At 72.0% G+C, this 23,910-nt stretch carries 24 protein-coding genes, 3 pseudogenes and 1 riboswitch; of the genes and pseudogenes, 11 read left to right on the plus strand and 16 right to left on the minus strand.

Going from position 1 to position 23,910, the window contains the following annotated elements; all coding sequences use genetic code 11:
• Nucleotides 1-135 precede the first annotated feature (135 nt).
• On the plus strand, nucleotides 136-720 hold the full coding sequence (locus IF73_RS0116895; RefSeq protein ID WP_037879449.1) for an NADAR family protein: 585 nt from the start codon (nucleotides 136-138) through the stop codon (nucleotides 718-720).
• On the opposite strand, the gene IF73_RS0116900 is transcribed toward IF73_RS0116895, so the two are convergent.
• Nucleotides 688-1,401 (minus strand): DUF4190 domain-containing protein, encoded by a 714-nt coding sequence (locus IF73_RS0116900; RefSeq protein ID WP_031008584.1) that lies wholly within the window; start codon nucleotides 1,399-1,401, stop codon nucleotides 688-690. The two genes, IF73_RS0116895 and IF73_RS0116900, sit on opposite strands and share 33 nt — an antisense overlap.
• A gap of 75 nt (nucleotides 1,402-1,476) precedes the next feature.
• Here IF73_RS0116900 and IF73_RS0116905 point away from each other — a divergent pair, with 75 nt between their 5' ends.
• From IF73_RS0116905 to IF73_RS0116925, 5 genes and pseudogenes are all read left to right on the plus strand, one after another.
• On the plus strand, nucleotides 1,477-2,508 hold the full coding sequence (locus tag IF73_RS0116905; protein ID WP_031008585.1) for an adenosine deaminase: 1,032 nt from the start codon (nucleotides 1,477-1,479) through the stop codon (nucleotides 2,506-2,508).
• A gap of 22 nt (nucleotides 2,509-2,530) precedes the next feature.
• A complete protein-coding gene (locus IF73_RS0116910; RefSeq protein ID WP_031008586.1) occupies nucleotides 2,531-3,217 on the plus strand; it encodes a glycerophosphodiester phosphodiesterase in 687 nt (228 codons plus the stop codon).
• Entirely contained in the window at nucleotides 3,217-3,993 is a 777-nt protein-coding gene (locus IF73_RS0116915) for an SAM-dependent methyltransferase (protein WP_031008588.1), read from the plus strand. Before IF73_RS0116910 ends, IF73_RS0116915 begins: the two co-directional genes overlap by 1 nt.
• Nucleotides 3,993-4,473 (plus strand): annotated as a pseudogene (locus IF73_RS39535) (DUF7134 domain-containing protein); the annotation flags it as partial. The gene IF73_RS0116915 and the pseudogene IF73_RS39535, both read left to right, overlap by 1 nt.
• Nucleotides 4,473-4,760, plus strand: a pseudogene (locus IF73_RS0116925) (peptidase); the annotation flags it as partial. The pseudogenes IF73_RS39535 and IF73_RS0116925, both read left to right, overlap by 1 nt.
• On the opposite strand, the gene IF73_RS0116930 reads toward IF73_RS0116925, so the two are convergent.
• The 3 genes from IF73_RS0116930 to IF73_RS0116940 form a co-directional block, all read right to left on the minus strand.
• Nucleotides 4,726-5,271, minus strand: a complete 546-nt coding sequence (locus IF73_RS0116930) for a hypothetical protein (RefSeq protein ID WP_031008590.1) — start codon at nucleotides 5,269-5,271, stop codon at nucleotides 4,726-4,728. The pseudogene IF73_RS0116925 and the gene IF73_RS0116930 sit on opposite strands and share 35 nt — an antisense overlap.
• A 30-nt stretch (nucleotides 5,272-5,301) precedes the next feature.
• A complete protein-coding gene (locus IF73_RS0116935; protein ID WP_031008591.1) occupies nucleotides 5,302-5,832 on the minus strand; it encodes an HXXEE domain-containing protein in 531 nt (176 codons plus the stop codon).
• A 114-nt stretch (nucleotides 5,833-5,946) separates the two neighbouring features.
• Nucleotides 5,947-7,383, minus strand: a complete 1,437-nt coding sequence (locus IF73_RS0116940; RefSeq protein WP_031008592.1) for a gamma-aminobutyraldehyde dehydrogenase — start codon at nucleotides 7,381-7,383, stop codon at nucleotides 5,947-5,949.
• A 205-nt stretch (nucleotides 7,384-7,588) separates the two neighbouring features.
• On the opposite strand from IF73_RS0116940, the gene IF73_RS0116945 reads away from it, so the two are divergent.
• From IF73_RS0116945 to IF73_RS0116960, 4 genes are all read left to right on the plus strand, one after another.
• Nucleotides 7,589-8,080, plus strand: coding sequence for an Lrp/AsnC family transcriptional regulator (locus IF73_RS0116945; RefSeq protein ID WP_234338256.1), 492 nt, complete (start codon nucleotides 7,589-7,591; stop codon nucleotides 8,078-8,080).
• Complete coding sequence (locus tag IF73_RS0116950; RefSeq protein ID WP_031008598.1) at nucleotides 8,065-9,453, plus strand: aspartate aminotransferase family protein; 1,389 nt, start codon at nucleotides 8,065-8,067, stop codon at nucleotides 9,451-9,453. Before IF73_RS0116945 ends, IF73_RS0116950 begins: the two co-directional genes overlap by 16 nt.
• 202 nt (nucleotides 9,454-9,655) lie before the next feature.
• The gene (locus IF73_RS0116955) at nucleotides 9,656-10,384 is read left to right on the plus strand and encodes an ABC transporter ATP-binding protein (protein WP_031008605.1); all 729 of its coding nucleotides are present in this window, start codon (nucleotides 9,656-9,658) and stop codon (nucleotides 10,382-10,384) included.
• Nucleotides 10,366-11,514: a hypothetical protein gene (locus tag IF73_RS0116960; protein WP_031008608.1), complete on the plus strand. Its 1,149-nt coding sequence runs from the start codon at nucleotides 10,366-10,368 to the stop codon at nucleotides 11,512-11,514. Before IF73_RS0116955 ends, IF73_RS0116960 begins: the two co-directional genes overlap by 19 nt.
• A gap of 101 nt (nucleotides 11,515-11,615) precedes the next feature.
• On the opposite strand, the gene IF73_RS0116965 is transcribed toward IF73_RS0116960, so the two are convergent.
• From IF73_RS0116965 to rpsB, 9 genes are all read right to left on the minus strand, one after another.
• Nucleotides 11,616-12,641: an ABC transporter ATP-binding protein gene (locus IF73_RS0116965; protein WP_031008618.1), complete on the minus strand. Its 1,026-nt coding sequence runs from the start codon at nucleotides 12,639-12,641 to the stop codon at nucleotides 11,616-11,618.
• Nucleotides 12,641-14,254 (minus strand): ABC transporter permease, encoded by a 1,614-nt coding sequence (locus IF73_RS0116970; RefSeq protein ID WP_031008621.1) that lies wholly within the window; start codon nucleotides 14,252-14,254, stop codon nucleotides 12,641-12,643. The genes IF73_RS0116965 and IF73_RS0116970 overlap by 1 nt, the downstream gene beginning before the upstream one ends.
• A 38-nt stretch (nucleotides 14,255-14,292) precedes the next feature.
• Nucleotides 14,293-15,378: a thiamine ABC transporter substrate-binding protein gene (locus tag IF73_RS0116975; RefSeq protein ID WP_031008623.1), complete on the minus strand. Its 1,086-nt coding sequence runs from the start codon at nucleotides 15,376-15,378 to the stop codon at nucleotides 14,293-14,295.
• Between the two features lie 83 nt (nucleotides 15,379-15,461).
• Nucleotides 15,462-15,571, minus strand: a riboswitch (TPP riboswitch).
• Nucleotides 15,572-15,600: 29 nt separating this feature from the next.
• Nucleotides 15,601-16,713 (minus strand): 23S rRNA (adenine(2503)-C(2))-methyltransferase RlmN, encoded by a 1,113-nt coding sequence (gene rlmN / locus IF73_RS0116980; RefSeq protein ID WP_031008625.1) that lies wholly within the window; start codon nucleotides 16,711-16,713, stop codon nucleotides 15,601-15,603.
• A gap of 162 nt (nucleotides 16,714-16,875) precedes the next feature.
• A complete protein-coding gene (locus tag IF73_RS0116985) occupies nucleotides 16,876-17,985 on the minus strand; it encodes a phosphatidate cytidylyltransferase (RefSeq protein ID WP_078868100.1) in 1,110 nt (369 codons plus the stop codon).
• Nucleotides 17,985-18,542 (minus strand): ribosome recycling factor, encoded by a 558-nt coding sequence (gene frr, locus IF73_RS0116990; RefSeq protein WP_031008629.1) that lies wholly within the window; start codon nucleotides 18,540-18,542, stop codon nucleotides 17,985-17,987. Before frr ends, IF73_RS0116985 begins: the two co-directional genes overlap by 1 nt.
• Nucleotides 18,543-18,588: 46 nt before the next feature.
• Nucleotides 18,589-19,356, minus strand: coding sequence for a UMP kinase (gene pyrH, locus IF73_RS0116995; protein ID WP_031008631.1), 768 nt, complete (start codon nucleotides 19,354-19,356; stop codon nucleotides 18,589-18,591).
• Nucleotides 19,357-19,521: 165 nt separating this feature from the next.
• Nucleotides 19,522-20,358 carry a translation elongation factor Ts gene (tsf, locus tag IF73_RS0117000; RefSeq protein ID WP_031008633.1) on the minus strand — a complete coding sequence of 279 codons (837 nt, stop codon included), beginning with the start codon at nucleotides 20,356-20,358 and terminating at the stop codon, nucleotides 19,522-19,524.
• A 112-nt stretch (nucleotides 20,359-20,470) separates the two neighbouring features.
• Nucleotides 20,471-21,334, minus strand: a complete 864-nt coding sequence (gene rpsB / locus IF73_RS0117005; protein ID WP_031008636.1) for a 30S ribosomal protein S2 — start codon at nucleotides 21,332-21,334, stop codon at nucleotides 20,471-20,473.
• Between the two features lie 257 nt (nucleotides 21,335-21,591).
• Between rpsB and IF73_RS0117010 the strand changes: the two genes are divergently transcribed.
• Complete coding sequence (locus IF73_RS0117010) at nucleotides 21,592-22,053, plus strand: murein hydrolase activator EnvC family protein (protein ID WP_031008639.1); 462 nt, start codon at nucleotides 21,592-21,594, stop codon at nucleotides 22,051-22,053.
• Here the strand turns inward: IF73_RS0117010 and IF73_RS0117015 are convergent.
• The 3 genes and pseudogenes from IF73_RS0117015 to IF73_RS41995 all read right to left on the minus strand — a co-directional run.
• Complete coding sequence (locus tag IF73_RS0117015) at nucleotides 22,034-22,600, minus strand: TetR/AcrR family transcriptional regulator (RefSeq protein WP_031008642.1); 567 nt, start codon at nucleotides 22,598-22,600, stop codon at nucleotides 22,034-22,036. The genes IF73_RS0117010 and IF73_RS0117015 overlap by 20 nt on opposite strands.
• Nucleotides 22,601-22,653: 53 nt before the next feature.
• On the minus strand, nucleotides 22,654-23,487 hold the full coding sequence (gene whiG / locus IF73_RS0117020; protein WP_031008644.1) for an RNA polymerase sigma factor WhiG: 834 nt from the start codon (nucleotides 23,485-23,487) through the stop codon (nucleotides 22,654-22,656).
• Nucleotides 23,488-23,726: 239 nt separating this feature from the next.
• Nucleotides 23,727-23,910 (minus strand): annotated as a pseudogene (locus IF73_RS41995) (DNA-protecting protein DprA); the annotation flags it as partial.

Raw genomic sequence — 23,910 nt, forward strand, 5'->3', positions numbered from 1 at the left:
TGACAGAGGGACCCGGTTCGAACAAGGGATTCCGTTGTTGCCTTTTGGTTACTCGACGGATTCGGTCGACCAAGTGTCGAGGACCCGGGAAAATCTCCGTACGGAGTGTCACTCGCGGATGCCAGACTCGCGTGCATGATGACCATCGAGGAGCTGACACACCAGGTCAGCAGGGGTGAGAAGGTGAAGTGGCTGCACTTCTGGGGCCATCGGCCGGCCCCGGACGGACGGCTCACCCAGAGCTGTCTGAGCCAGTGGTGGCCCTCACCCTTCGAGGTCGACGGCGTGCGCTACGCGACGGCCGAGCACTGGATGATGGCCGCCAAGGCCCGCCTCTTCGGCGACGCCGAGGCGGAGCGGACGGCGCTGGCCGCCCGCACCCCGGCCGAGGCGAAGAACGCCGGCCGACTGGTCCGCGGCTTCGACGAGACCGTGTGGGCGCGGGAGCGCGCCGGGATCGTGGTGGCCGGCAGCGTCCACAAGTTCGCCTCGGACGAGGGGCTGCGGGACTTCCTGCTCGGAACCGGCTCCCGGGTGCTCGTGGAGGCGAGCCCGCTGGACCGGATCTGGGGCATCGGCCTCGCCGCCGGCGACCCCGGCGCCCACGACCCGGCCCGCTGGCGCGGGCTCAACCTGCTGGGCTTCGCGCTGATGGAGGCCCGGGAGCGGCTGCGTACCGGAGCCGGTTCAGGCCCGGTCGCCGACGACGAGGACCGCTGAGGTCGACACGCCGTCCTCGGTCTTCTCGTACTCGCCGTAGCTGGCGACGGCCCACACCACGAGGGCGATGACGGCCGCACCGAGGACGGTGGAGATGACGCCGAGGACGATGCCGGCGGTGGCGGCGCCGCCGTTGCTCGCCTCGCCGCGGTTGACCCGCTTGCGGCCGAGGATGCCGAAGATCAGGGCGAGGATCCCGAGCACGATCGACGGGACGCCGTAGAACCAGAAGAGGCAGGTGCCGATGATGCCGAGCACCATGCCGGCCGTACCTATGCCGTTGTTCTGGCCGGGGACCGGCCCGTACGGCATCGGGTGGGCCGGCGGGTAGCCGTACGCGGCGGGGCCGGGACCGGCGGCCGGATAGCCGTACGAGGTCGTGGCGCCGGGCCCCGCGGCCGGGTAGCCGTAACCCGACGCGACCGTGGGCGGGCCGTGGACCGGCCGGGGCGGGGGCGTGCCGTACGCGGCGGGGCCGCCGGGGGCGACCGGGGGCGGCGGCAGTTCGGCGCCGGCCGTCTCCCCGGTGGGTATCGAGGTGACCGTCGGCTGCTCGTGCACCGGGCGGCGGTCGGCCGGTGCCTGCTTGGCCGGCTCCACCCGGGACTCCGCCCGCTCCGGCGGGGCCCACGGGTCGGTCGTGCCCCGGTCCTGCGGGCGCGGCTCGGCGGTGTCGGACATTCGGGGCTCCCTCCGTGGTCCCGTCATGCTACGGCGTGCCGACCGCCGCGTCCCCGCCCGGCCTACGATGATCCGATGACCGATCTCCACCCCTTCATCGCGGGCCTGCCCAAGGCGGAGCTGCACGTCCACCACGTGGGCTCCGCCTCTCCCCGGATCGTCTCCGAGCTGGCCGCCCGGCATCCGGACTCCAAGGTCCCCACGGACCCGGAGGCGCTGGCCGACTACTTCACCTTCACCGACTTCGCGCACTTCATCGACGTGTACCTGTCCGTCGTGGACCTGGTGCGCACCCCGGAGGACGTCCGGCTGCTGACCTTCGAGGTCGCCCGGGACATGGCGCGGCAGAACATCCGCTACGCCGAGCTGACCATCACCCCGTACTCCTCCACCCGCCGCGGCATCGACGAGCGGGCGTTCATGGCGGCGATCGAGGACGCCCGCAAGGCGGCGGAGGCCGAGTTCGGCACCGTGCTGCGCTGGTGCTTCGACATCCCCGGCGAGGCCGGACTGGAGGCCGCCGAGGAGACCGCGCGGCTCGCCACCACGGACGGCATCCGCCCCGAGGGCCTGGTCTCCTTCGGTCTCGGCGGCCCGGAGATCGGGGTGCCGCGCCCGCAGTTCAAGCCGTACTTCGACCGGGCCAGGGCGGCCGGGCTGCGCTCGGTGCCGCACGCCGGCGAGACGACCGGCCCGCAGACGGTCTGGGACGCGATCCGCGACCTGGGCGCCGAGCGCATCGGCCACGGCACCAGCTCCGTCCAGGACCCCGAGCTCCTCGCGTACCTGGCGGAGCACCGGATCGCCCTGGAGGTCTGCCCGACCTCGAACATCGCGACCCGGGCGGTGGCCACCCTCGACGAGCACCCGATCCGGGCCATGGTCGACGCGGGCGTACTGGTCACGGTCAACAGCGACGACCCGCCGATGTTCGGCACCGACCTGAACAACGAGTACGCCGTCGCCGCCCGCCTCCTCGGCCTCGACGAGCGCGGTCTGGCCGCCCTGGCGAAGAACGCGGTCGAGGCGTCCTTCCTCGACCCGGCGGGCAAGCGGCGGCTGGCCGCCGAGATCGACACGTACACGGAGGAGTGGCTGGCGCGCTGAGCCCCGGCCGAGAATGGGCGCCATGCGATCTGTCACTGTCGTAGGCCATCGCGGCGACCCGTACCGCGCCCGGGAGAACACCCTCCCCTCGATCGGCTCCGCCTTCGAGCGGGGGGCGGACGCGGTCGAGGTCGACGTCCGGCTGACGAAGGACGAGGTGCCCGTCCTCCTCCACGACGACACCCTGAAGCGGCTGTGGGGCCACGACCGGCCGCTCTCCTCGCTCACCCACGAGCAGCTGCGCGAGCTGACCTACGGCGGGGTGCCGACGCTCCGTGACGCGCTCCTGGCGGCCGGGGCGCGCCGGCTGATGCTCGACCTGCCCGGCGGGAACGAGGCGTCGGTCCGGAAGATCGTCGGCGCGGTCCGCGAGGCGGGCGCCGGGGAGCGCGTCTACTACTGCGCGGGCGCGGTCGCGATGCTCCAGGTGCGGGCGGCCGACCCGCACGCCGAGATCGCGCTCACCTGGACCTCGCTGGCCCCGCCCCGCCGGGTGCTGCTCGACGCGGTCCGCCCGAAGTGGCTCAACTACCGTTTCGGGCTGGTCGGGGAGGCGCTGGCGGAGCGGGTGCACCGGGACGGGCTGCTCGTCTCGGCCTGGACGCCGGACACCCGCAGGACCATGCGTAGGCTGATCGCGAACGGGGTCGACTCGATCACCACCAACCGGGTCGACGTCCTCGCCGCCGTCCTGCGAAAGGCTCCCTGATGAACGACCGGATCCGGACCGACATCGCCCACAACGCCCGGGTGTGGAACTACTGGCTGGGCGGCAAGGACAACTACCCGGTCGACCGCGCCGTCGGCGACCAGGTCGTCTCCTTCCACCCCAGCATCGGCGAAGTCGCCCGCGCGGACCGGGCGTTCCTCGGCCGGGTGGTGACCCGGCTGGCCGGCGAGGGGGTGCGCCAGTTCCTCGACATCGGCACCGGGCTGCCGACCGCCGACAACACCCACGAGGTGGCGCAGCGGGTCGCGCCGGACGCCCGGATCGTCTACGTCGACAACGACCCGATCGTCCTCACCCACGCCCGGGCGCTGCTGACCAGCTCCCCCGGGGGTGTCACCGAGTACGTCGACGCGGACGCGCACGACCCGGAGAAGATCGTGGAAGCGGCCGGCGAGGTGCTCGACCTGGGGCGCCCGGTGGCGGTGATGATGCTCGGCCTGCTGAACTTCGTGATGGACACCGACGAGGCCCGGTCGATCGTGCGGACGCTGATGGCCGCGGTGCCGTCCGGCAGCTATCTGGTCCTCACCCATCCGACGCTCGAACCGGAGCTGGGCGGCGAGGGCAACAAGGAGGCGATGGCGTTCTGGAACGAGAACGCCACCCCGCCCATCACCGCCCGCACCCGGGAGGAGTTCGCCTCCTTCTTCGACGGTCTGGAGCTCCTCGAACCGGGCGTCGTGTCGTGCGCGCGGTGGGGTGCGCCGGAGGCCGCCGCGGTGGCGCAGTTCGGCGCGGTGGGCCGCAAGCCGTAATGCGGATACGGGGGGTGGCGCAGGCCCGGGAGTGGGGCGCGGCGCATCCGCGAGCGGTGGACGCGGGGCTCGCGCTGCTGGTGCAGGCGGCGGTGACGATGCCGTTCGTGGTGCCGCGCGGGCCGGAGCTCCGCCGGCGACCTGGCAGGCGTACGGGCTGACGACGCTGACCGTGCTGCCGCTGGTGTGGCGGCGGCGGGCGCCGATGGCGGTGCCGCCGGCGGTGCTGGCCGCCAGTGCGCTGTACCGGCCGGCCGTCGACGGTCCGGGGGTGGGCAGCCGCTGCCGTACCAGGGGTTGATGTGCCTCCACACGGTCGCGGTGCTCGCGCCGGCCTGGCAGCGGGCGGTGGCGGGGGTGCTGATGCTGGTGCCGGTGTCGGTGTGGCTCAACTCCCGCTCGGTGCGGGAACTCGCCTTCTCACTCTTCGTGTTCGGCGCGGCCTATGTGTTCGGCCGGCTCACCGACGCGCGGCAGCGGTGCGCGGCCCGCTCCTGGAGGAGATGTTCACGCTGTCGAAGGTCACGGACCTCGGGTCCGGCGACCCGGCGGCGTACTCCGTCGGCCTGTCGATGAAGAGGCGGGGCGGGCGCGAGGTGTGGGGCAAGACCGGCGGCCGCTGGGGGTACAACGCGGCCGTCGCCTCGACCCGCCACGGGGAGCGGACCCTGGTCTACAGCGTCAACTCGACGGACGCGAAGGGCCAGGAGATGAACCGCACGGCGCTGGAGCTCATGCTGGCGACGTACGGGCTGCCGTCGGAGTGAGGCCCTGGGCGGCTTCGAGCCGCTTGATGAGCCGGCGGACGTGGAGCAGCGGCAGGATGCCGAAGACCCCGAAGGACATGTCGATGACCGACCACCAGAAGGGGATGTCCCGGATCGGGCCGCAGATCAGGGCGAGGGGGATGATGCCGACGCAGGCGATCATGCCGAACTCGACGACCCAGATGTTGCGGACGGGGTCGCGGTAGGGCCCGTGGAAGGCGACGGCGATGACGAGGTGCGCGAAGGCCAGCCAGTCGGTGCCGTAGAGGAGGTACGGGGCGTCGGCGCCGGCCGCCTCGACCCCGCCGGCCACCTTGTGGATCCACTCGGCGAGCCCGGGGAGGGCGTCGGCGACGGGCGAGGCCCAGCCGGTCAGCGAGGAGTCGAGCCAGCGGAGTTCGGTGACGAGCGGGAAGGCGGTGGCGCCGCTCAGGACGAGGCAGACGACGAAGAGGATCAGCCAGGCGCGGATCCGTGCGAGAAGGGCTCTCGGCCCGTTCGGGTCGCTCATGGGGGTAGCGTACGCCCCTCTTGAACGCGTTCAGAAACGGGGGGCGACCCGGCGCGCGACGGCGTGCGCGAGGACCGTCGCCCCGGCCGCGAGGGCCAGTCCGACGCCGGCGTCGCGCGGCCGGGCCGGCCGCAGCACCCCGGCCCTGCCGAGCCGGCCGCGCGCCCAGAGGGAGAACGGGATCACGACCAGCGCCGAGGTGACCGAGCCGGGGGTACGGCCCCGGACCGCGGCGGCCTGGGCGAGGTGGACGAGTCCGTGCAGGCCGAAGCCGTCCAGCGCGCCCTGGTAGAAGGCGGACCGGCCGCCGGACCGGGCCCCCGCCACGGCGGCCGCGCCCACGATCGCCCCCATCACCGCGACGGCCAGGGCGAACTCGCGCGCGTCGACGCCCTCGGCGGCCCGCCAGACCGCCTCCGGCGCGGCGGGGAACCGCTCCCGCAGACCGGGCAGGTTCTCCCTCAGCCAGCGCGGCCCGGCGGCCAGTTCCTCGAGGTCGTGGACGGTCCAGGCGAGCAGGAGGCCGTAGGTGGCGAGCGGGGTCACGGTCGTCTCGGTCATGCCCGCCCAACTCGCGGACCGGCACGGGAGTTCCGCGCTCCGTCGCGCGACGGAGCGCGGCCCCCACCCCCTGCCGGACAGGGTGTGGGGGCCGCGCGGGGTCCCGGGGTGCGATCAGCCCAGGGAGGTCATCACGTGCTTGATGCGGGTGTAGTCCTCGAAGCCGTACGCGGAGAGGTCCTTGCCGTAGCCGGACTTCTTGAAGCCGCCGTGCGGCATCTCGGCGACCAGCGGGATGTGGGTGTTGATCCACACACAGCCGAAGTCGAGCGAGCGGGACATGCGCATCGCACGCTGGTGGTCCTTGGTCCAGACGGAGGAGGCCAGGGCGTACTCGACGCCGTTGGCGAACTCCAGGGCCTGCGCCTCGTCCGCGAAGGACTGGACGGTGATGACCGGGCCGAAGACCTCGTTCTGGACGATCTCGTCGTCCTGCTTCAGGCCGGAGACGACGGTCGGGGCGTAGAAGTAGCCCTTGTCGCCGACGCGGTGACCGCCGGCCTCGACCTTGGCGTGGGCCGGGAGGCGGTCGATGAAGCCGGCGACCTGCTTCAGCTGGTTGGCGTTGTTCAGCGGGCCGTAGAGCACGTCCTCGTCGTCCGGCTGGCCGGTCTTGGTCTCGGCGGCGGCCTTGGCGAGGGCGGCGACGAACTCGTCGTGGATCGACTCGTGCACGAGGACGCGGGTGGCGGCCGTGCAGTCCTGGCCGGCGTTGAAGAAGCCGGCGACGGAGATGTCCTCGACGGCCTTGTCGATGTCGGTGTCCTCGAAGACCACGACGGGGGCCTTGCCGCCCAGCTCCAGGTGGACGCGCTTGACGTCCTTGGCCGCCGACTCGGCGACCTGCATGCCGGCGCGGACGGAGCCGGTGATGGAGGCCATCGCCGGGGTCGGGTGCTCGACCATGGCGCGGCCGGTCTCGCGGTCGCCGCAGATGACGTTGAAGACGCCCTTGGGGACGATCGAGCCGATGATCTCGGCCATCAGGACCGTGGAGGCCGGGGTGGTGTCCGAGGGCTTGAGGACGACCGTGTTGCCCGCGGCGAGGGCCGGGGCGAACTTCCACACGGCCATCATCATCGGGTAGTTCCACGGCGCGACCTGCGCGCAGACACCGACCGGCTCGCGGCGGATGATGGAGGTCATGCCCTCCATGTACTCGCCGGCCGAACGGCCCTCGAGCAGCCGGGCGGCACCCGCGAAGAAGCGGATCTGGTCCACCATCGGCGGGATCTCCTCGCTCGCGGTGAGGGCGACCGGCTTGCCGGTGTTCTCGACCTCGGCGGCGATGAGCTCCTCGGCCCGCTCCTCGAAGGCGTCCGCGATCTTGAGGAGCACCTTCTGGCGCTCGGACGGCGTGGTGTCGCGCCAGGCGGGGAAGGCGGCCGCGGCGGCCTCCATGGCGGCGTCGACGTCGGCCTGGCCCGAGAGCGGGGAGGTCGCGTACGCCTCACCGGTGGCCGGGTTGATCACCTCGATGGTGCGGCCGTCGGCCGCGTCGCGGAACTCTCCGTCGATGTAGTTACGCAGCCGGCGCAGCTCGGTGGTCACTTGCCACCCCTCCTGTCACGTTCTGTCTTCGCACGACCTTGTGCGACGTCCCGATGGGTGAGACACCCCAGCGTACTTGTTCGGCTGACGCTTTCAACAGCCCCGAGCCCCCTCGACTTCGGATTCAGTGCCTTCGAGGGTCCTCGACAACGAATTACATCGCTTCGGGGTTGCGCGACTGCGCATCTCGGTGCACAGTGAAGTCGTGGCCAGTCGAAGCACAGACTCCAGAACCGGAACCGGTTCGTCCCCGACGATCGATGCCGTCTCCCTGGCGATCATCGAGCAGCTCCAGGAGGACGGCCGCCGTCCCTACGCCGCGATCGGCAAGGCCGTCGGCCTCTCCGAAGCGGCCGTGCGGCAGCGCGTCCAGAAGCTCCTCGACCAGGGCGTCATGCAGATCGTCGCCGTCACCGACCCGCTCACCGTGGGCCTCCGGCGACAGGCGATGGTCGGCATCCACGTCGAGGGTGACCTGGATCCGGTCGCGGAAGCGCTGACGGACATGCCCGAGTGCGAGTACGTGGTGATGACCGCGGGCTCGTTCGACCTGATGGTGGAGATCGTCTGCGAGGACGACGACCACCTTCTGGAAGTGATCAACAAGCGGATCCGCACGCTCCCCGGCGTGCGCTCCACCGAGAGCTTCGTTTACCTGAAGCTCAAGAAGCAGACCTATATGTGGGGAACCCGATAACCGTGACCCAGTCCCGCAGCGACCTGTCAAAGTCCGCCTACGACCACCTGTGGATGCACTTCACCCGCATGTCGTCGTACGAGAACAGCCCCGTCCCCACCATCGTCCGAGGTGAGGGCACCTACATCTTCGACGACAAGGGCAAGCGCTACCTCGACGGTCTCGCGGGCCTCTTCGTGGTCAACGCCGGCCACGGCCGCCAGGAGCTGGCCGAGGTCGCGTACAAGCAGGCCCAGGAGCTCGCCTTCTTCCCGGTGTGGTCGTACGCCCACCCGAAGGCCGTCGAGCTCGCCGAGCGCCTCGCCGACTACGCCCCGGGCGACCTCAACAAGGTCTTCTTCACCACCGGTGGCGGCGAGGCCGTCGAGACCGCGTGGAAGCTCGCCAAGCAGTACTTCAAGCTGCAGGGCAAGCACACCAAGTACAAGGTCATCTCGCGTGCGGTCGCCTACCACGGCACCCCGCAGGGCGCCCTGTCCATCACCGGCCTGCCGGCCCTGAAGGCCCCCTTCGAGCCGCTGGTCCCCGGCGCGCACAAGGTGCCGAACACCAACATCTACCGCGCGCCGATCTTCGGCGACGACCCCGAGGCGTTCGGCCGCTGGGCCGCCGACCAGATCGAGGCCCAGATCCTCTTCGAGGGCCCCGACACCGTCGCCGCCGTCTTCCTGGAGCCGGTGCAGAACGCCGGCGGCTGCTTCCCGCCGCCGCCCGGGTACTTCCAGCGGGTCCGCGAGATCTGCGACCAGTACGACGTGCTCCTCGTCTCCGACGAGACGATCTGCGCCTTCGGCCGCCTCGGCACGATGTTCGCCTGTGACAAGTTCGGCTACGTGCCCGACATGATCACCTGCGCCAAGGGCATGACCTCGGGCTACTCCCCGATCGGCGCCTGCATCATCTCGGACCGCATCGCGGAGCCGTTCTACAAGGGCGACAACACCTTCCTGCACGGCTACACCTTCGGTGGCCACCCGGTGTCCTCGGCGGTCGCGCTCGCCAACCTGGACATCTTCGACAAGGAGGGCCTCAACCAGCACGTCCTCGACCAGGAGGGCAACTTCTTCGACACCCTGAAGAAGCTGCACGACCTCCCGATCGTCGGCGACGTCCGCGGCAACGGCTTCTTCTACGGCATCGAGCTCGTCAAGGACAAGGCCACCAAGGAGTCCTTCAACGACGAGGAGGTGGAGCGCGTCCTGTACGGCTTCCTCTCCAAGGCGCTGTACGACGCCGGCCTGTACTGCCGCGCCGACGACCGTGGCGACCCGGTCATCCAGCTGGCCCCGCCGCTCATCGCCGACCAGGGCACCTTCGACGAGATCGAGGGCATCCTGCGCAACGTCCTCACCGAGGCGTGGACCAAGCTGTAGGCCCCCCCTGCGCCACGCCGCCCTCACGGCGTGACCCCCGGCCCGGGCATGCCGCCATCCGAGTGGATGGCGGCGGCCCGGGCCGCGTGCTGTCCGTACAAACGGATCCGAATACTTACGGTGCCCAGTGACCGACAGGCCCGCTCGTCGTTCCCCCGGACGGGGGAACGCAAGAATCGGATCCGACATCGAGGTGTACGCGATGGCCCCACCGGACAACGACGTGCTCTGGGCGCGTTCCCTGCACTGCTCCCTGGGCGGCACGGAGGCCCTCAGCGGCGTCTCCGTCGGCGTCCGCGAGGGCGAGATCCTCGCCGTCACCGGCCCCCGCGGCAGCGGCAAGACCACCCTGCTGCGCTGCCTCTCCGGCGAGCTCCCCGCCCAGCAGGGCGAGGTCTGGTTCAACAGCTCCCCCGTCCACACCCTCTCCCCCGCCGGCCGCGAACGGCTCCGCCGCGAACGCTTCGGCTGGATCGGCCCCGAACCCGGCCTCGTCCCCGAACTCACCGCCTGGGAGAACACCGCCCTCCCGCTGCTGCTGCGCGGCGTCCCCCACAAGGCCGCGAAGACCGCCGCCGGCGAATGGCTGGACCGCCTCGACATCGGCGCCTGCGCCCGGACCCGCCCGCACGGCCTCACCCGCTCCCAGCGCCAGCGCACCGCCATCGCCCGGGCCCTCGCCGCGGGACCCACCGTCCTCTTCGCCGACGAACCCACCGCCGCCCTGCACCGGGCCGACGGCGCGCAGGTGCTCCGCACCCTCACCGCCGCCGCCCGCTCGCACGGCATCACCGTGCTCCTCGCCACCCACGACGGCGAGGTCGCGGCGCTCGCCGACCGGGCGATCACCCTGCTCGACGGACGCCGGGCCGGCAGCGTGCCGCCCGCCTCGGGGGCGGAGGGCGTCGCCGCGTGCTCGCTCTCCGTCTAGTCCGCGGCTCCCACCCGCTGGTCCAGCTGCGGCGACTGCTCGTCGCCGCGGCCGCCGCCGGCGTGGGCTTCCTGCTGCTGTGCACGCTCGGCTACGCCGTCGGCCACCCCGAGCACTCCTCGGCCTCCGCGCTGCGGCTGCTCTGGTGCGCGCTGCCGGTCGCCGCCACCGTCCAGTTCGCCGTCGCCGTCGCCCGGACCGACCCGGCCACCCGGCCCCGCCCCGGGCTCTCCTCGATCGGCCTCGGCCCGGCCCGGCTCACCGCCATCGCCGCCACCTCGACCGCCGTCGCCTGCACCCTCGGCTCCATGGTGGCCCTCCTGGTCTACCTGCACCTGCGCGGCGACCTCACCGGCCTCCCCTTCGACGGGGCGGCCGCCGACCTGCTCGCCGCCGGACAGCCGCTGCCGCTGGCCGCCGCCCTCACCCTGCTCGCGATCGTGCCGGTCGCCGGCGCCACCGCGGCCGGCCTCGCGCTCCGCCCCCGCACCGGCACCCCCGCCCCCGAGGGCGCCGCCCGGCCGGTGCCGAGCGGCCTCCCGTGGGGCGTCGCGCTGGTCGCCGTCGGCCTCGCCGTGGAGACGTACGCGGGGCGCGGCGGCGGCGCGGGCGTCGCCCTGCCCGGCCGCTTCGACGGCTCCCCCGCCGGTGTCCTGGCCGGCTGGATCCTCACCGCCGCCGGGCTCGCGCTGGCCGGCCCCGGCCTCACCCACCTGTGCGGCCGGCTGCTCCAGACCGCCCGGCCCGGAGCCGTACGCCTCCTCGCCGGCCGGGTCCTCATGGACGAGGCCACCCGCATCGGCCGCCCCCTCGGGGTGGTCTGCGCGGTGCTCTCCGGCACCCTCGCCGCGGCCACCGTGTACGGCGCCGGGGACGGCGGCACCGCGTTCGGACCGCTCACCGGGCTCGGCGCCGGCGTCGTCATGACGTGCACCACGGCGACCCTGCTCTCCGCCGCCCTGGAGTCCCGCCAGTGCCGGGCCCACACCGCCGAGGCGCTGGCCCGGCTCGGCGCCCCGCCGACCGTGCTCCGCACCGCCGCGCTGCTGCGGGCCGGGGCGCTGCTCGTCGTCTTCGTCCCCCTCACCTGGCTGATCGGCGAACTCGCGGCCCTGCCGCTGACCGGCTGACCGGCCCGAAACCCGCAGGGCCGCGTCGCCAGGGGCCTCCTGTCGTGGGCCCCTGGCGACGCTCCGGCCTCCGTGTCCGCGCGGGCACGGGCACCGGGCTCCTAGGCGTCCTCGTCCCCGTCCAGCACCACGACCTCCTCGGCGCGGAACGCCACCGCGACCTCCGCGCCCTCCTCGGGCACCTCCCGCAGCGGGAACTCGGCCTCCAGCGGCGGCCCGTCCGCCGGCCGGAGCACCACCGTCACGTGATGGCCCCGGAAGGTGCGGGACTCGACCCGGCAGACCAGGCCCTCGTCCGCCACCCGGACGCCCGCCGGACGGACCAGCAGCCGCCGCTCGCCCTGCGGCGCGCCGGCCGGGACCGGGATCCGGCCCCACGCGGTCTCCGCCACCGCCCCGGACACGGTCGCCGGGACGACGTTCTCGAAGCCGAGGAAGCGGGCCGTGAACTCGGATCCCGGCCGCTGCCACACCTCCACCGGCGTCCCCGACCGCACGATCCGCCCGTCCCGCATGACCACCACCCGGTCCGCCAGCGCGAACGCCTCCCCCTGGTCGTGGGTGACCGCGAGGACCGTCGTCCCGAGCCGTCCGAACAGCGACCGCAGCTCCACCACCAGCCGCTCCCGCAGCCCCCGGTCCAGCTGTCCCAGCGGCTCGTCCAGCATCAGCAGCCGCGGCCGCGGCGCCAGCGCCCGCGCCAGCGCCACCCGCTGCTGCTCGCCGCCGGACAGCGCGGCCACCGACCGCCGCCCGGCCCCCGGCAGCCCGACCAGGTCGAGCAGCTCCTCGACGCGGGCGGCCCGCTCCTCCTTCGGCACGCCGTGCATCCGCGGCCCGAAGGCCACGTTCCCGGCGACGTCCCGCTGCGGGAAGAGCTGGTGGTCCTGGAACATGAGGCCCACTCCGCGCCGGTGCACCGGCACCCCGGCCTGGTCGGCGCCGCCGAGCAGCACCCGGCCGGCGTCCAGCGCCTGGAGTCCGGCGACCGCCCTCAGCAGCGTCGACTTACCGGAGCCGCTCGGCCCGAGCACACACACGATCTCGTGCTCGGCGACCGCCAGGTCCACCGCGTCGAGGACCGCCCGCGCCCCGAACCGTACGGTCGCTCCCTCAAGGGTCAGCATCAGAACTCCCCGGTGGTCCGGTCGGTGCGCAGCCGTTCCAGCAGCAGCAGGGAGACCGCGCACACCACCATCAGAATCGTCGACAGGGCCATCGCCTGCCCGTAGTTGAGCTCGCCCGGCCGGCCGAGCAGCCGCGCCACCGCGACCGGCAGGGTCGGACTGTCGGGCCGGGCGATGAAGACGGTCGCGCCGAACTCGCCGAGCGACACCGCGAAGGCGAACCCGGCCGCGATCAGCAGCGCCCGCCGCACCAGCGGGAAGTCGACCTCGCGCCAGGCCCGCCACGGCGACGCGCCCAGCACCGCCGCCGCCTCCCGCAGCCGCTGGTCCACCGCCCGCAGCACCGGCAGCATGGTCCGGACGACGAACGGCACGCCGACCAGCGCCTGCGCGAGCGGGACGAGGATCCAGCTGGCCCGCAGGTCGAACGGCGGCTCGTCGAGCGTGATGAGGAACCCGAAGCCGACGGTCACCGCCGACACCCCGAGCGGCAGCATCAGCAGCGCGTCGAAGCCCCGCACCAGCCGGCCGGCCCGCCGGGTGAGCGCCGCCGCCGCGAGCCCGCCGATGACGACGGCGATCGCGGTGGCCGCGACGGCGTACTCCAGCGAGTTCCCCACCGCCTCCAGCGGCGGCACCAGGAACGTACCGGCCTCGTCGAGCGAGCCGAGCGCCCGGTAGTAGCGGAGCCCGTACCCCTCCGGGGTGGCGACGGACCGCTCCACGAGCACGCCCAGCGGCAGCAGGATCAGCACCGCCACCGAGGCCAGCACCCCGCCGAGCAGCGCCCACTGCCCGACGCCGCGCGGCCTGCGGGCGGTCAGTTCCGGGGAGACCAGCCGCAGCGCGGTCTCCCGCCGCCGCACCGTCCGCGCGTGCACGGCGAGGATCGCGCCCACCGCCACGAACTGCGTGAGCGTCAGCACGGCCGCCGTCCGCAGGTCGAGCAGCCGGGCCGTCTGCCGGTAGATCTCCGCCTCCAGCGTCGTGTACGCGTCCCCGCCGAGGATCTGCACGACGCCGAAGGAGGTGAAGGTGAACAGGAAGACCATCAGCGCCGCCGCCGACACCGCCGGCGCCAGCGCGGGCAGCGTCACCGTCCGCCACGCCGTCCACCGGGACGCGCCGAGCACCCGGGCCGCCTCCTCCTGGCGCGGATCGAGCTGCGCCCACAGCCCGCCGACGGTCCGGACGACGACCGCGTAGTTGAAGAAGACGTGCGCGAGGAGGATCGCCCACACGCTGGTGTCGAGCCGCAGCCCCCACAGCGCGTCGGTGAACCCGCCTCGCCCCACCAGCGCCAGGAACGCGGTGCCGACCAGCACCGTGGGCAGCACGAACGGCACGGTGACGACGGCCCGCAGGGCGTTCTTGCCGGGAAAGGCGAAGCGGGCGAAGACGTACGCCCCCGGCAGCGCCACGAGCAGCGTCAGCCCGGTGGAGGCGGCCGCCTGCCAGACGGTGAAGCCGAGCACGTCGAGGATGTCGGACCGGCCCAGCGTCGTCCCGACGGCGCCCAGGTCCCAGGCGCCGTCCGGCCGCAGCCCGCGCTCGACGATCGAGGCGACGGGCCAGGCGAAGAAGACCGCGAAGAACGCGACGGGCAGGGCCATCAGGGCCGGCCGCGCCGCGCTCCTCAGGCGGTCACGCCTCACGTGAGGAGCGACGACCACTGCTGGATCCACGCCTCGCGCTTCTCGGTGATCTTCTCCGGAGCCATCGTCTCCGGCTTCTCGATCACCACGCCGTGCTTCGTGAACAGCTCGGGCAGGGTGGCGTCCTTCGCCACCGGGTTCACGAACATCTGGAGCGGCATGTCGTCCTGGAACGTCTTCGAGATCAGGAAGTCGATCAGCGCCTTGCCGCCCTCGGGGTTCTTCGCCCCGTCCAGCAGGCCCGCGAACTCGATCTGCCGGAAGCAGGTGCCGGTGGACACCCCGGTGGGGGCCTCCTTCGGCTGCGGCTCCGCGTACAGCACCTCGACCGGCGGGCTGGAGGCGTAGGAGACGACCAGCGGGCGGTCGCCCTTGGCCTCCTTGCCGCCGGCCGAGCCGGAGAACTCCTGGTTGTAGGCGAGCTCCCAGCTGTCGACGGTCTTCACGCCGTTGGCCTTCAGCTTCGACCAGTAGTCCTGCCAGCCCTCGTCGCCGTACTTCGCGACCGTGCCGAGGAGGAAGCCGAGGCCCGGGGAGGACCGCTCGGGGTTCTCCACGACGAGCAGGTCCTTGTACTCCGGCTTGGCCAGGTCGTCGAAGGTCTGCGGCGGCGCCAGCTTCCTGTCCGCGAAGTACTTCTTGTCGTAGTTGACGCAGATGTCGCCGGTGTCGATCGGCGTGACCCGCTTGTCGAGCTTGAAGGTGTCCGGGATCCGGTCGGCGCCCTTCGCCTCGTACTCCACGAAGATGCCGTTGTCGACGGCGCGGGAGAGCAGGGTGTTGTCGACGCCGAAGAAGACGTCGCCCTGCGGGGAGCCCTTGGTGAGGATCTCCTTGTTGACGGCCTCGCCCGCGTCCCCGGCCTTCAGCACCTTCACGGTGAAGCCGGTCCGCTTCGTGAACTCGGCCAGCACCTCCTTGGAGGCGTTGAAGGAGTCGTGGCTGACGAGGGTCACGGTCTTGGGCGCCGGCGTCCCGCTCTTGCCCGCGGCCCCGCGGACGTCCTCGGTGGAGCAGGCGGCGAGGCTCGTGACGCCGAGCGCCGCGGCCAGCGCGACGGCGGCTGCCTTCTTGGTGTGCATGGTGGTTCTTCCTCCTGGGTGGGACCAGGAAGAGACGCGGCCCTGCCCGCGGCCGGGGACCGGACGCGGGCAGGGCGCAACAGCTCGAGTTACGACCGAACTTCCTACCCAGAATGACCTGGGCGAGGTTCAGAGGGTCTGCGGTCTACGGTTACCGCACTCTCAGCGCTGTGGCGCTCCCCTGTCGGAATATGCAGATGTGTTCGAGCACAGGGTACAAGGTCAGCGCTCGGCGGCGGCCAGCTGTCCACAGGCGCCGTCGATCTCCTGGCCCCGGGTGTCGCGGACGGTCACCGGCACGCCGTGCCGGGCGATGGCCTCGACGAACGCCTTCTCGTCCTCCGGGCGGGACGCGGTCCACTTCGAGCCCGGCGTCGGGTTCAGCGGGATCAGGTTGACGTGCACCCGCTTGCCCTTGAGCAGCTTGCCCAGCAGGTCGCCCCGCCACGCCTGGTCGTTGATGTCCCGGATGAGGGCGTACTCGATGGAGATCCGGCGCCCGGACTTCTCGGCGTACTCCCAGGCCGCGTCCAGCACCTCCCGGACCTTCCAGCGGGTGTTCACCGGCACCAGGGTGTCCCGCAGCTCGTCGTCGGGCGCGTGCAGCGAGACCGCGAGCCGGCACTTGAAGCCCTCGTCGGCGAAGCGCAGCATGGCCGGCACCAGGCCGACCGTGGACACGGTGATGCCGCGCTGGGAGAGCCCCAGGCCGTCCGGCTCCGGGTCGGTCAGCCGGCGGATGGCGCCGACGACCCGCTTGTAGTTGGCGAGCGGCTCGCCCATGCCCATGAAGACGATGTTCGACAGCCGCGCCGGGCCGCCGGGCACCTCGCCGTCGCGCAGCGCGCGCATGCCGTCGACGATCTGGTGCACGATCTCGGCGGTCGACAGGTTCCGGTCGAGACCGGCCTGCCCGGTCGCGCAGAACGGGCAGTTCATGCCGCAGCCGGCCTGCGAGGAGATGCACATGGTCACCCGGTCCGGGTAGCGCATGAGCACCGACTCGACGAGGGTGCCGTCGTGCAGCCGCCAGAGCGTCTTGCGGGTGGTGTCGTCGTCGCACGAGATGTGCCGCACCACCGACATCAGGTCGGGCAGCAGCTCCCCGGCGAGCTTCTCCCGCGCGGCGGCCGGGATGTCGGTCCACGCGGCGGGGTCGTGCGCGTACCGCGAGAAGTAGTGCGTCGACAGCTGCTTGGCGCGGAAGGGCTTCTCGCCGATCGCGGCGACGGCCTCCTTCCGCTCGGCGGGCGTCAGGTCGGCGAGGTGCCGCGGCGGCTTCTTGGCTCCGCGCGGGGCGACGAAAGTGAGTTCTCCGGGCAGCGGACGAGCCACGACGGCGTCTCTCCTCAAACAGGCACGAGGTCGGACGTCCCGCGACGGCGGGGAGCACGGCACTGCTGCCGGAGCGACCTCACTGGACCGTCCCCGCGGCGGCGAGGACGACGAAAGGGCCCGGGGCACCGCCCCGAGCCCTTCCAGAGTACCCGCTGTCCGTCAACCCGTTCCGACGAAGAGCGCGAGCAGCAGCCACACCACCGGCGCCGTCGGCAGGAGCGAGTCCAGGCGGTCCATGATGCCGCCATGGCCGGGGAGCAGCGTCCCCATGTCCTTGATGCCGAGGTCCCGCTTGATCATCGACTCGCCGAGGTCGCCGAGCGTCGCGCTCGCCGCCACCGCCAGGCCGAGGATCAGGCCCTGCCACCAGGTGCCGTCGTCGATCAGGAACTGCATGCACAGCGCGCCGGCCGCCATCGCGAAGGCCACCGCGCCGACCAGTCCCTCGCGGGTCTTGCCGGGGCTGATCCGCGGCGCCAGCTTGTGCTTCCCGAAGCGCCAGCCGACCGCGTACGCCCCGGTGTCGCTGACCACCGTGAGCAGCAGGAAGGTCAGCACCCGCCACGGCCCGTCGTCGGCGGTGAGCAGCAGCGCCACGAAGGTCGCCAGGAACGGCACGTAGAACGCGGCGAAGACGCCCGCCGTGACGTCCTTCAGATACCCCTCGGGGGGTTCCGTCATCCGCCAGACGAGCACCGCGAGCGCCGTCAGTGCCATCGCGACCCAGGCGCCCTCGGGGCCCCGTACGTACCCGGCGACGACCATGGCCGCGCCGCCGACCGCGAGCGGCACCAGCGGCGCCTTGATGGCCTTGCGCTCCTGGAGCCGGGAGGTCAGCTCCCACAGGCCGACGACCACGGCGACCGCGACCACGCCGACGAACGCCGGCTTCCAGATGAACAGCGACGCGATGATCACGGCCCCGAGACCGACGCCGACCCCTATGGCCGCGCCCAGGTCCCGGCCCGCGCTCTTCTTCTGCCGCGGCGCGGGGGCCGCGGCGGGCGGAGGCGGCGGTACGGGGCTGGGCATGGGCTCCTGCGGGTGCTCGTGCGGGGTCTCGTCACGGAACAGGGGACCGCCCGTGTGAGCGGCCCCCCGTCCGTGTCCGTCCTGGAATCCGCCGGCGGGTACGTCGGGCACGATGGGCATGGGGCGAGTCTGCGCCGCCTGGTGCCGATCGTGGGCGGGACCCGCCGGGGCAGGCCCCTGGTCGGGTCCGCCGAGACCTGAACCGGCCGCCGGCGCCCCCCAGGATGAGTCGTTCATCAGACCTCGAGGAGCTCGGCTTCCTTGTGCTTCAGCAGCTCGTCCACCTGCGCGACGTACTTCGCGGTGGTGTCGTCGAGCTCCTTCTCCGCACGGCGGCCCTCGTCCTCACCGACCTCGCCGTCCTTGACGAGCTTGTCGATGGTCTCCTTGGCCTTGCGGCGCACCGAGCGGATCGAGATCTTGGAGTCCTCGGCCTTGCCCTTGGCGACCTTGATGTAGTCGCGGCGGCGCTCCTCGGTGAGCTCGGGGAACGTCACCCGGATGATGTTGCCGTCGTTGCTCGGGTTGACGCCGAGGTCCGAGTCGCGGATGGCCTGCTCGATGTTGCGCAGCGCGCTCTTGTCGAACGGGGTCACCACGGCCATGCGCGGCTCCGGCACCGAGAACGAGGCCAGCTGGTTGATGGGGGTGAGGGCGCCGTAGTAGTCGGCCACGATCTTGTTGAACATCGCCGGGTGCGCACGGCCGGTGCGGATCGCGGCGAAGTCCTCCTTGGCGACCACGACGGCCTTCTCCATCTTCTCCTCGGCCTCGAGGAGGGTCTCTTCGATCACCAGTTGCTCCTGCGTGTCGTCGCGTTGTGTCGGTTGAGAGCGGGCTTCAGGCCCGGGTGCCCTGGTCGCTCACGAGTGTGCCGATCTTCTCACCCGTCACGGCGCGAGCGATATTGCCCTCGGCGAGCAGTTCGAAGACGAGGATCGGGAGCTTGTTGTCACGGCACAGGGTGATGGCGGTGGCATCGGCGACCTTGAGGTCGCGGGTGATGACCTCGCTGTACTCCAGGGCGTCGAACCTGACCGCGGCGGGGTTGGTCCTCGGGTCGGAGTCGTAGACGCCGTCCACGCCGTTCTTGCCCATGAGGAGCGCCTCGGCGTCGATCTCCAGGGCCCGCTGGGCGGCGGTCGTGTCGGTGGAGAAGTACGGCATGCCCATGCCGGCGCCGAAGATGACCACGCGGCCCTTCTCCAGGTGGCGCACGGCGCGCAGCGGGATGTACGGCTCGGCGACCTGGCCCATGGTGATGGCGGTCTGGACGCGCGAGTCGATGCCCTCCTTCTCCAGGAAGTCCTGGAGGGCGAGGCAGTTCATCACGGTGCCGAGCATGCCCATGTAGTCGGAGCGGGCCCGGTCCATGCCGCGCTGCTGGAGCTCGGCGCCGCGGAAGAAGTTGCCGCCGCCGATGACGATGGCGATCTGGGCGCCGTCGCGGACCACTGCCGCGATCTCACGCGCGATGGCGTGCACGACGTCCGGGTCGACACCGAGACCGGTACCGCCGGAGAAGGCCTCCCCGGACAGCTTCAGCATGTAGCGGCCGAGCTTCTTGCCGCTCTTGTCGTTGTCGCCCTGTACGGCGCCCTGATTCATGGAGATCTCCTCGTGCACATACGAAGAAGGCCATTGCCCTGGGTCCTCGTGGGTTTCCCGTACGGCAATGGCCTCCTCGTCACATCTGCGGTCGTCCCGCGCGGGGCGGAACGACTGTCTCAGACCCTACCCGGGTCCGGTGTCCGTCGCGTGGGCGCGAAGGACTCAGATGCCGACCTTGATGCGGGTGAAGCGCTTCAGGGTGACACCGGCCTCGTCCAGGATCTGCTGGACGGACTTCTTGTTGTCCAGGGCGTACGGCTGGCCGAGCAGCGTGGCGTCCTTGAAGAAGCCGTTGACGCGACCCTCGACGATCTTGGCGATCGCGGCCTCGGGCTTGCCCTCGGCGCGGGTGGTCTCCTCGGCGATGCGACGCTCGGACTCGACGACCTCGGCCGGGACGTCCTCACGGGTGAGGTACTTCGGCGCGAAGGCGGCGATGTGCTGCGCGACACCCTTGGCGACCTCGGCGTTCTCCTTGTCGAACTCGACGAGGACACCGATCTGCGGCGGGAGGTCGGGCATGGTGCGGTGCATGTACGCGGAGACGTAGCCGTCGGCGTACGCGGCGAAGCGGTCGAGGACGATCTTCTCGCCGAGGTTGGCGTTGGCCTCGTCCACGAAGGCCTGCACGGTCTTGCCGGCCTCGATCTCGGAGGCGAGCAGGGCCTCGATGTCGGCCGGCTTGGTGGCGGCGACGTGGGCGGCGAGGGCGTCGGCGACGGCGAGGAACTTGTCACCCTTGGCGACGAAGTCCGTCTCGCACTTCAGCTCGACGAGGACGCCGGAGGTGTTGTCGTCGGCGATGAGGGAGACCACGGCGCCGTTCTCGGCGGAGCGGCCCTCGCGCTTGGCGACACCCTTCTGGCCCTTGATGCGCAGGGCCTCTACGGCCTTGTCGACGTCGCCGTCGGCCTCTTCGAGGGCCTTCTTGCAGTCCATCATGCCGGCGCCGGTGAGCTCACGGAGCTTCTTGACGTCAGCGGCGGTGTAGTTCGCCATGAGTCTGTTTCTCTCTCGAAGTCAGAAAGATCTACGAAGATCTACGGCGGGACGGCGGGGGCTTCATGGGCCCCCGCCGTCACCTCCGTGGTGTTCCGGAGTGCGGAAGGGGTCAGGCCTGCTCGGCCGGAGCCTCGGCCTCGGCCTCGGGGGCCTTCTCGGCCTCGGCGGCCGGGGCCTCGGCGGCCTCGTCCTTCTTCTCGCCCTCGAGCAGGTCGCGCTCCCACTCGGCGAGCGGCTCGCCGGCGGCCTTCTCGCCCGGCTTCGAGTCGCCGGTCGCGGCGCCGGAGCGGGCGATGAGGCCCTCGGCGACGGCGTCGGCGATCACGCGGGTGAGCAGGGTGACGGAGCGGATCGCGTCGTCGTTGCCCGGGATCTTGTAGTCGACCTCGTCGGGGTCGCAGTTGGTGTCGAGGATCGCGACGACCGGGATGTTGAGCTTGCGAGCCTCGCCGACGGCGATGTGCTCCTTCTTGGTGTCGACGATCCAGACGGCGCTGGGCACCTTCTGCATCTCGCGGATACCACCGAGGGTCTTCTCCAGCTTGGCCTTCTCGCGCGAGAGGACCAGGAGCTCCTTCTTGGTGAGACCCGAGGCCGCGACGTCCTCGAAGTCGATCTGCTCGAGCTCCTTGAGGCGCTGCAGACGCTTGTAGACGGTCGAGAAGTTGGTGAGCATGCCACCGAGCCAACGCTGGTTGACGTACGGCATGCCGACACGCGTCGCCTGCTCGGCGATGGCCTCCTGGGCCTGCTTCTTCGTACCGACGAACATGACGGAGCCGCCGTGGGCAACGGTCTCCTTGACGAACTCGTAGGCGCGGTCGATGTACGACAGCGACTGGAGCAGGTCGATGATGTAGATGCCGTTGCGCTCGGTGAAGATGAAGCGCTTCATCTTCGGGTTCCAGCGACGGGTCTGGTGACCGAAGTGGACGCCGCTCTCCAGCAGCTCCCGCATCGTGACGACGGCCATGGCCGTATCTCCTTGGATTTCTCGGTTGTGTTCCTGACGCCCCGGCGCGCCGTGCCACGAAGGACCGAAAGGCGCTGCCACCGCGCTCTGGGAGTCGAGTGGCGGGGCGTGCGAAGTCGACCCGGTGACCCGGGTCGCCATAGGAAGTGTACGGGACCCCGGGAGCGCCGGGTGACGGCGTTGTCCACAGGCCGCCGCCCGTCCACAGAAATCGGCTCCGCCCGCCGGGTGCCGCGCTGCCCGGGGAGGCTCTCCCCATGCAGCTCACGACCGTCTTCCTCGTCCTCGCCCTGCTCTGGCCGGTGGGCCCGCCGCCGCCGGAGATCCTGCGCGGCTGGCGGCCGCCGCCGGGGCCGTACGCCGCCGGTCACCGCGGTGTCGACCTCGCCGCGCCGCCGGGGGCGCCCGTCCGGGCACCGGCGGCGGGGACGGTCACCTTCGCCGGTCCGGTGGGCGGCCGCGGGGTGGTCACGCTCACCCTGGAGGGGACGGGGACTCCCCCGCTGCGGACCACCTTCTCCCCGGTGACGCCACTGGCCGGCCGGGGCGCCCGGGTCCCCGCGGGGACCCCGATCGCCGAGGTCGCCCCCGGCGGGCACTGCCCCGTGTCCTGCCTGCACTGGGGGCTGCTACGGGGCCGGGTCTATCTGGACCCGCTCCTGCTGACGGTCCGGCCCCGGTCCCGCCTGCTGCCGCTGGTCAGGGACGCGGGCCGGTGACGCCGTGCAGGGCCAGGCTGACGGCGGCCTCGGCGATGCGGTCGGGGTCCTCGGCGGCGCCGAGCTCGATACGCCGGACTGCGGCGTCGACGACGCCCTGGAGGAGCATGGCGCCGAGCCGGGGTTCGGTCATGCCGAGGTCGGCGAGGGCGTCGACGACCATGGCGACGAGGCCCCCGTGGGCGGCGCGGATCTTCTCGCGGGCGCCGTCGTCGAGCTCGCCGGCGGAGATGGCGACGACGGCGCGGTGGCGGCGGTCGCCGACGAGCTCCAGCTGCTTGCGGACGTAGGCGGCGACCTTGGCCTCGGGGGTGTCGGCGCCGGCCATGGCGAACTCGACCTCGGCGGCCCAGACGGGGAAGTCGACCGCGCACAGTTCCTCGACGACGGCGGCGCGGGAGCGGAAGTACTCGTAGACCGACGAGCGCGCGAGTCCGGTGCGCTCGGCGAGTGCGGGGAAGGTCAGCGCCTCCGTCCCGCCCTCGGACAGCAGGGATCGCGCGGCGTCCAGCAGGGCGCCGCGCTGCATGGTCCGGTGCTCGGCCACGGAGGCCGCTCGAATCCTGGGCACGGCTCCACTGTACGACCGGTGGGGCGGGGTCAGCGCCCGACGTCGGCGAGCTTGGCGCGAAGCTGCAGGACGGACTTGGTGTGGATCTGGCTGACGCGGCTCTCGGTGACGCCGAGGACGTGCCCGATCTCGGCGAGCGTCAGGCCCTCGTAGTAGTAGAGCGTGACGACGGTCTTCTCCCGCTCGGGGAGGGTGTTGATCGCGCGGGCGAGCAGCCGGCGCAGCTCGCGGTCCTCGGCGACCTCGACGGGGTTGTCGGCGGCCGTGTCCTCCAGGGTGTCCATCAGGGAGAGCCGGTCGCCCTCGCCGCCGACGTGCAGCAGCTCTTCGAGGGCGACGACGTTGGCCAGGGACAACTGGCTGAAGACGGCGTGCAGTTCCTCCAGCGGGATGCCGAGCTCGGCGGCGACCTCGCTCTCGCTGGGGGTGCGCCGGAGCTGGGCCTCCAGGGTGGCGTAGGCGCGCTCGACGTTGCGGGCCTTCTGGCGCACGGAGCGGGGGATCCAGTCGAGGGCGCGGAGCTCGTCGATCATCGCGCCGCGGATGCGGGTGATGGCGTAGGTCTCGAACTTGATGGCGCGCTCGACGTCGAACTTCTCGATGGCGTCGATGAGGCCGAACACCCCGGAGGAGACGAAGTCCGCCTGTTCGACGTTGGACGGCAGGCCGACGCTGACGCGTCCGGCGACGTACTTGACGAGGGGCGAGTAGTGCAGGATCAGCTGCTCCCGCAGCCGCTCGTCGCCGGTGGCCTTGTACGAGCGCCACAGCTCTTCGAGGGAGGTCGGCGCGGCCGGCCGCACGGTGCCCCGGGCTGCTGGGGGCACCGCAGCGCGGTCAGACCCGGAGGTGTGCTGGGGCATGCGTTGCCTTGAGCCGTTCTGCTGTCGGGTGCGTCGGTCTGGGTGTCCTGTGGGGAATCCTGGTGAGCGTAGCGTGAGTGCGGTGTCGCGGTGAGCGAACGGGAGCGGATCGCGCCGGTCCGGGTGGACGTGGTCGGCCACATCTTCGAACCGGGGCCGTGGCGCGCGTCGGCCCCGCGGGTGCGGCCGGGATGACTCGGTTCCTCATCGGCTTCACCTTTTCACCCGAATGCGCCAGGTCAAGGATCGCCTCGCCGCGCGTTCGACAGCGGCTTGCCGCTGTTCGTCAACCTCCATCCGTCGCCGTCCCGTTCGGCGTGACCGAGTGCGTGGAGTTCATACAGCCGGGCGAGGGCGTCGTCGGGGGTGGTGCCGGCCCGGCGGGCGATCTCGGTGGTGGGAGCGGGCGGGTGGGCGGGGGGG

Source organism: Streptomyces sp. NRRL F-5727, assembly GCF_000719555.1.
Taxonomy (GTDB): Bacteria; Actinomycetota; Actinomycetes; order Streptomycetales; family Streptomycetaceae; genus Streptomyces.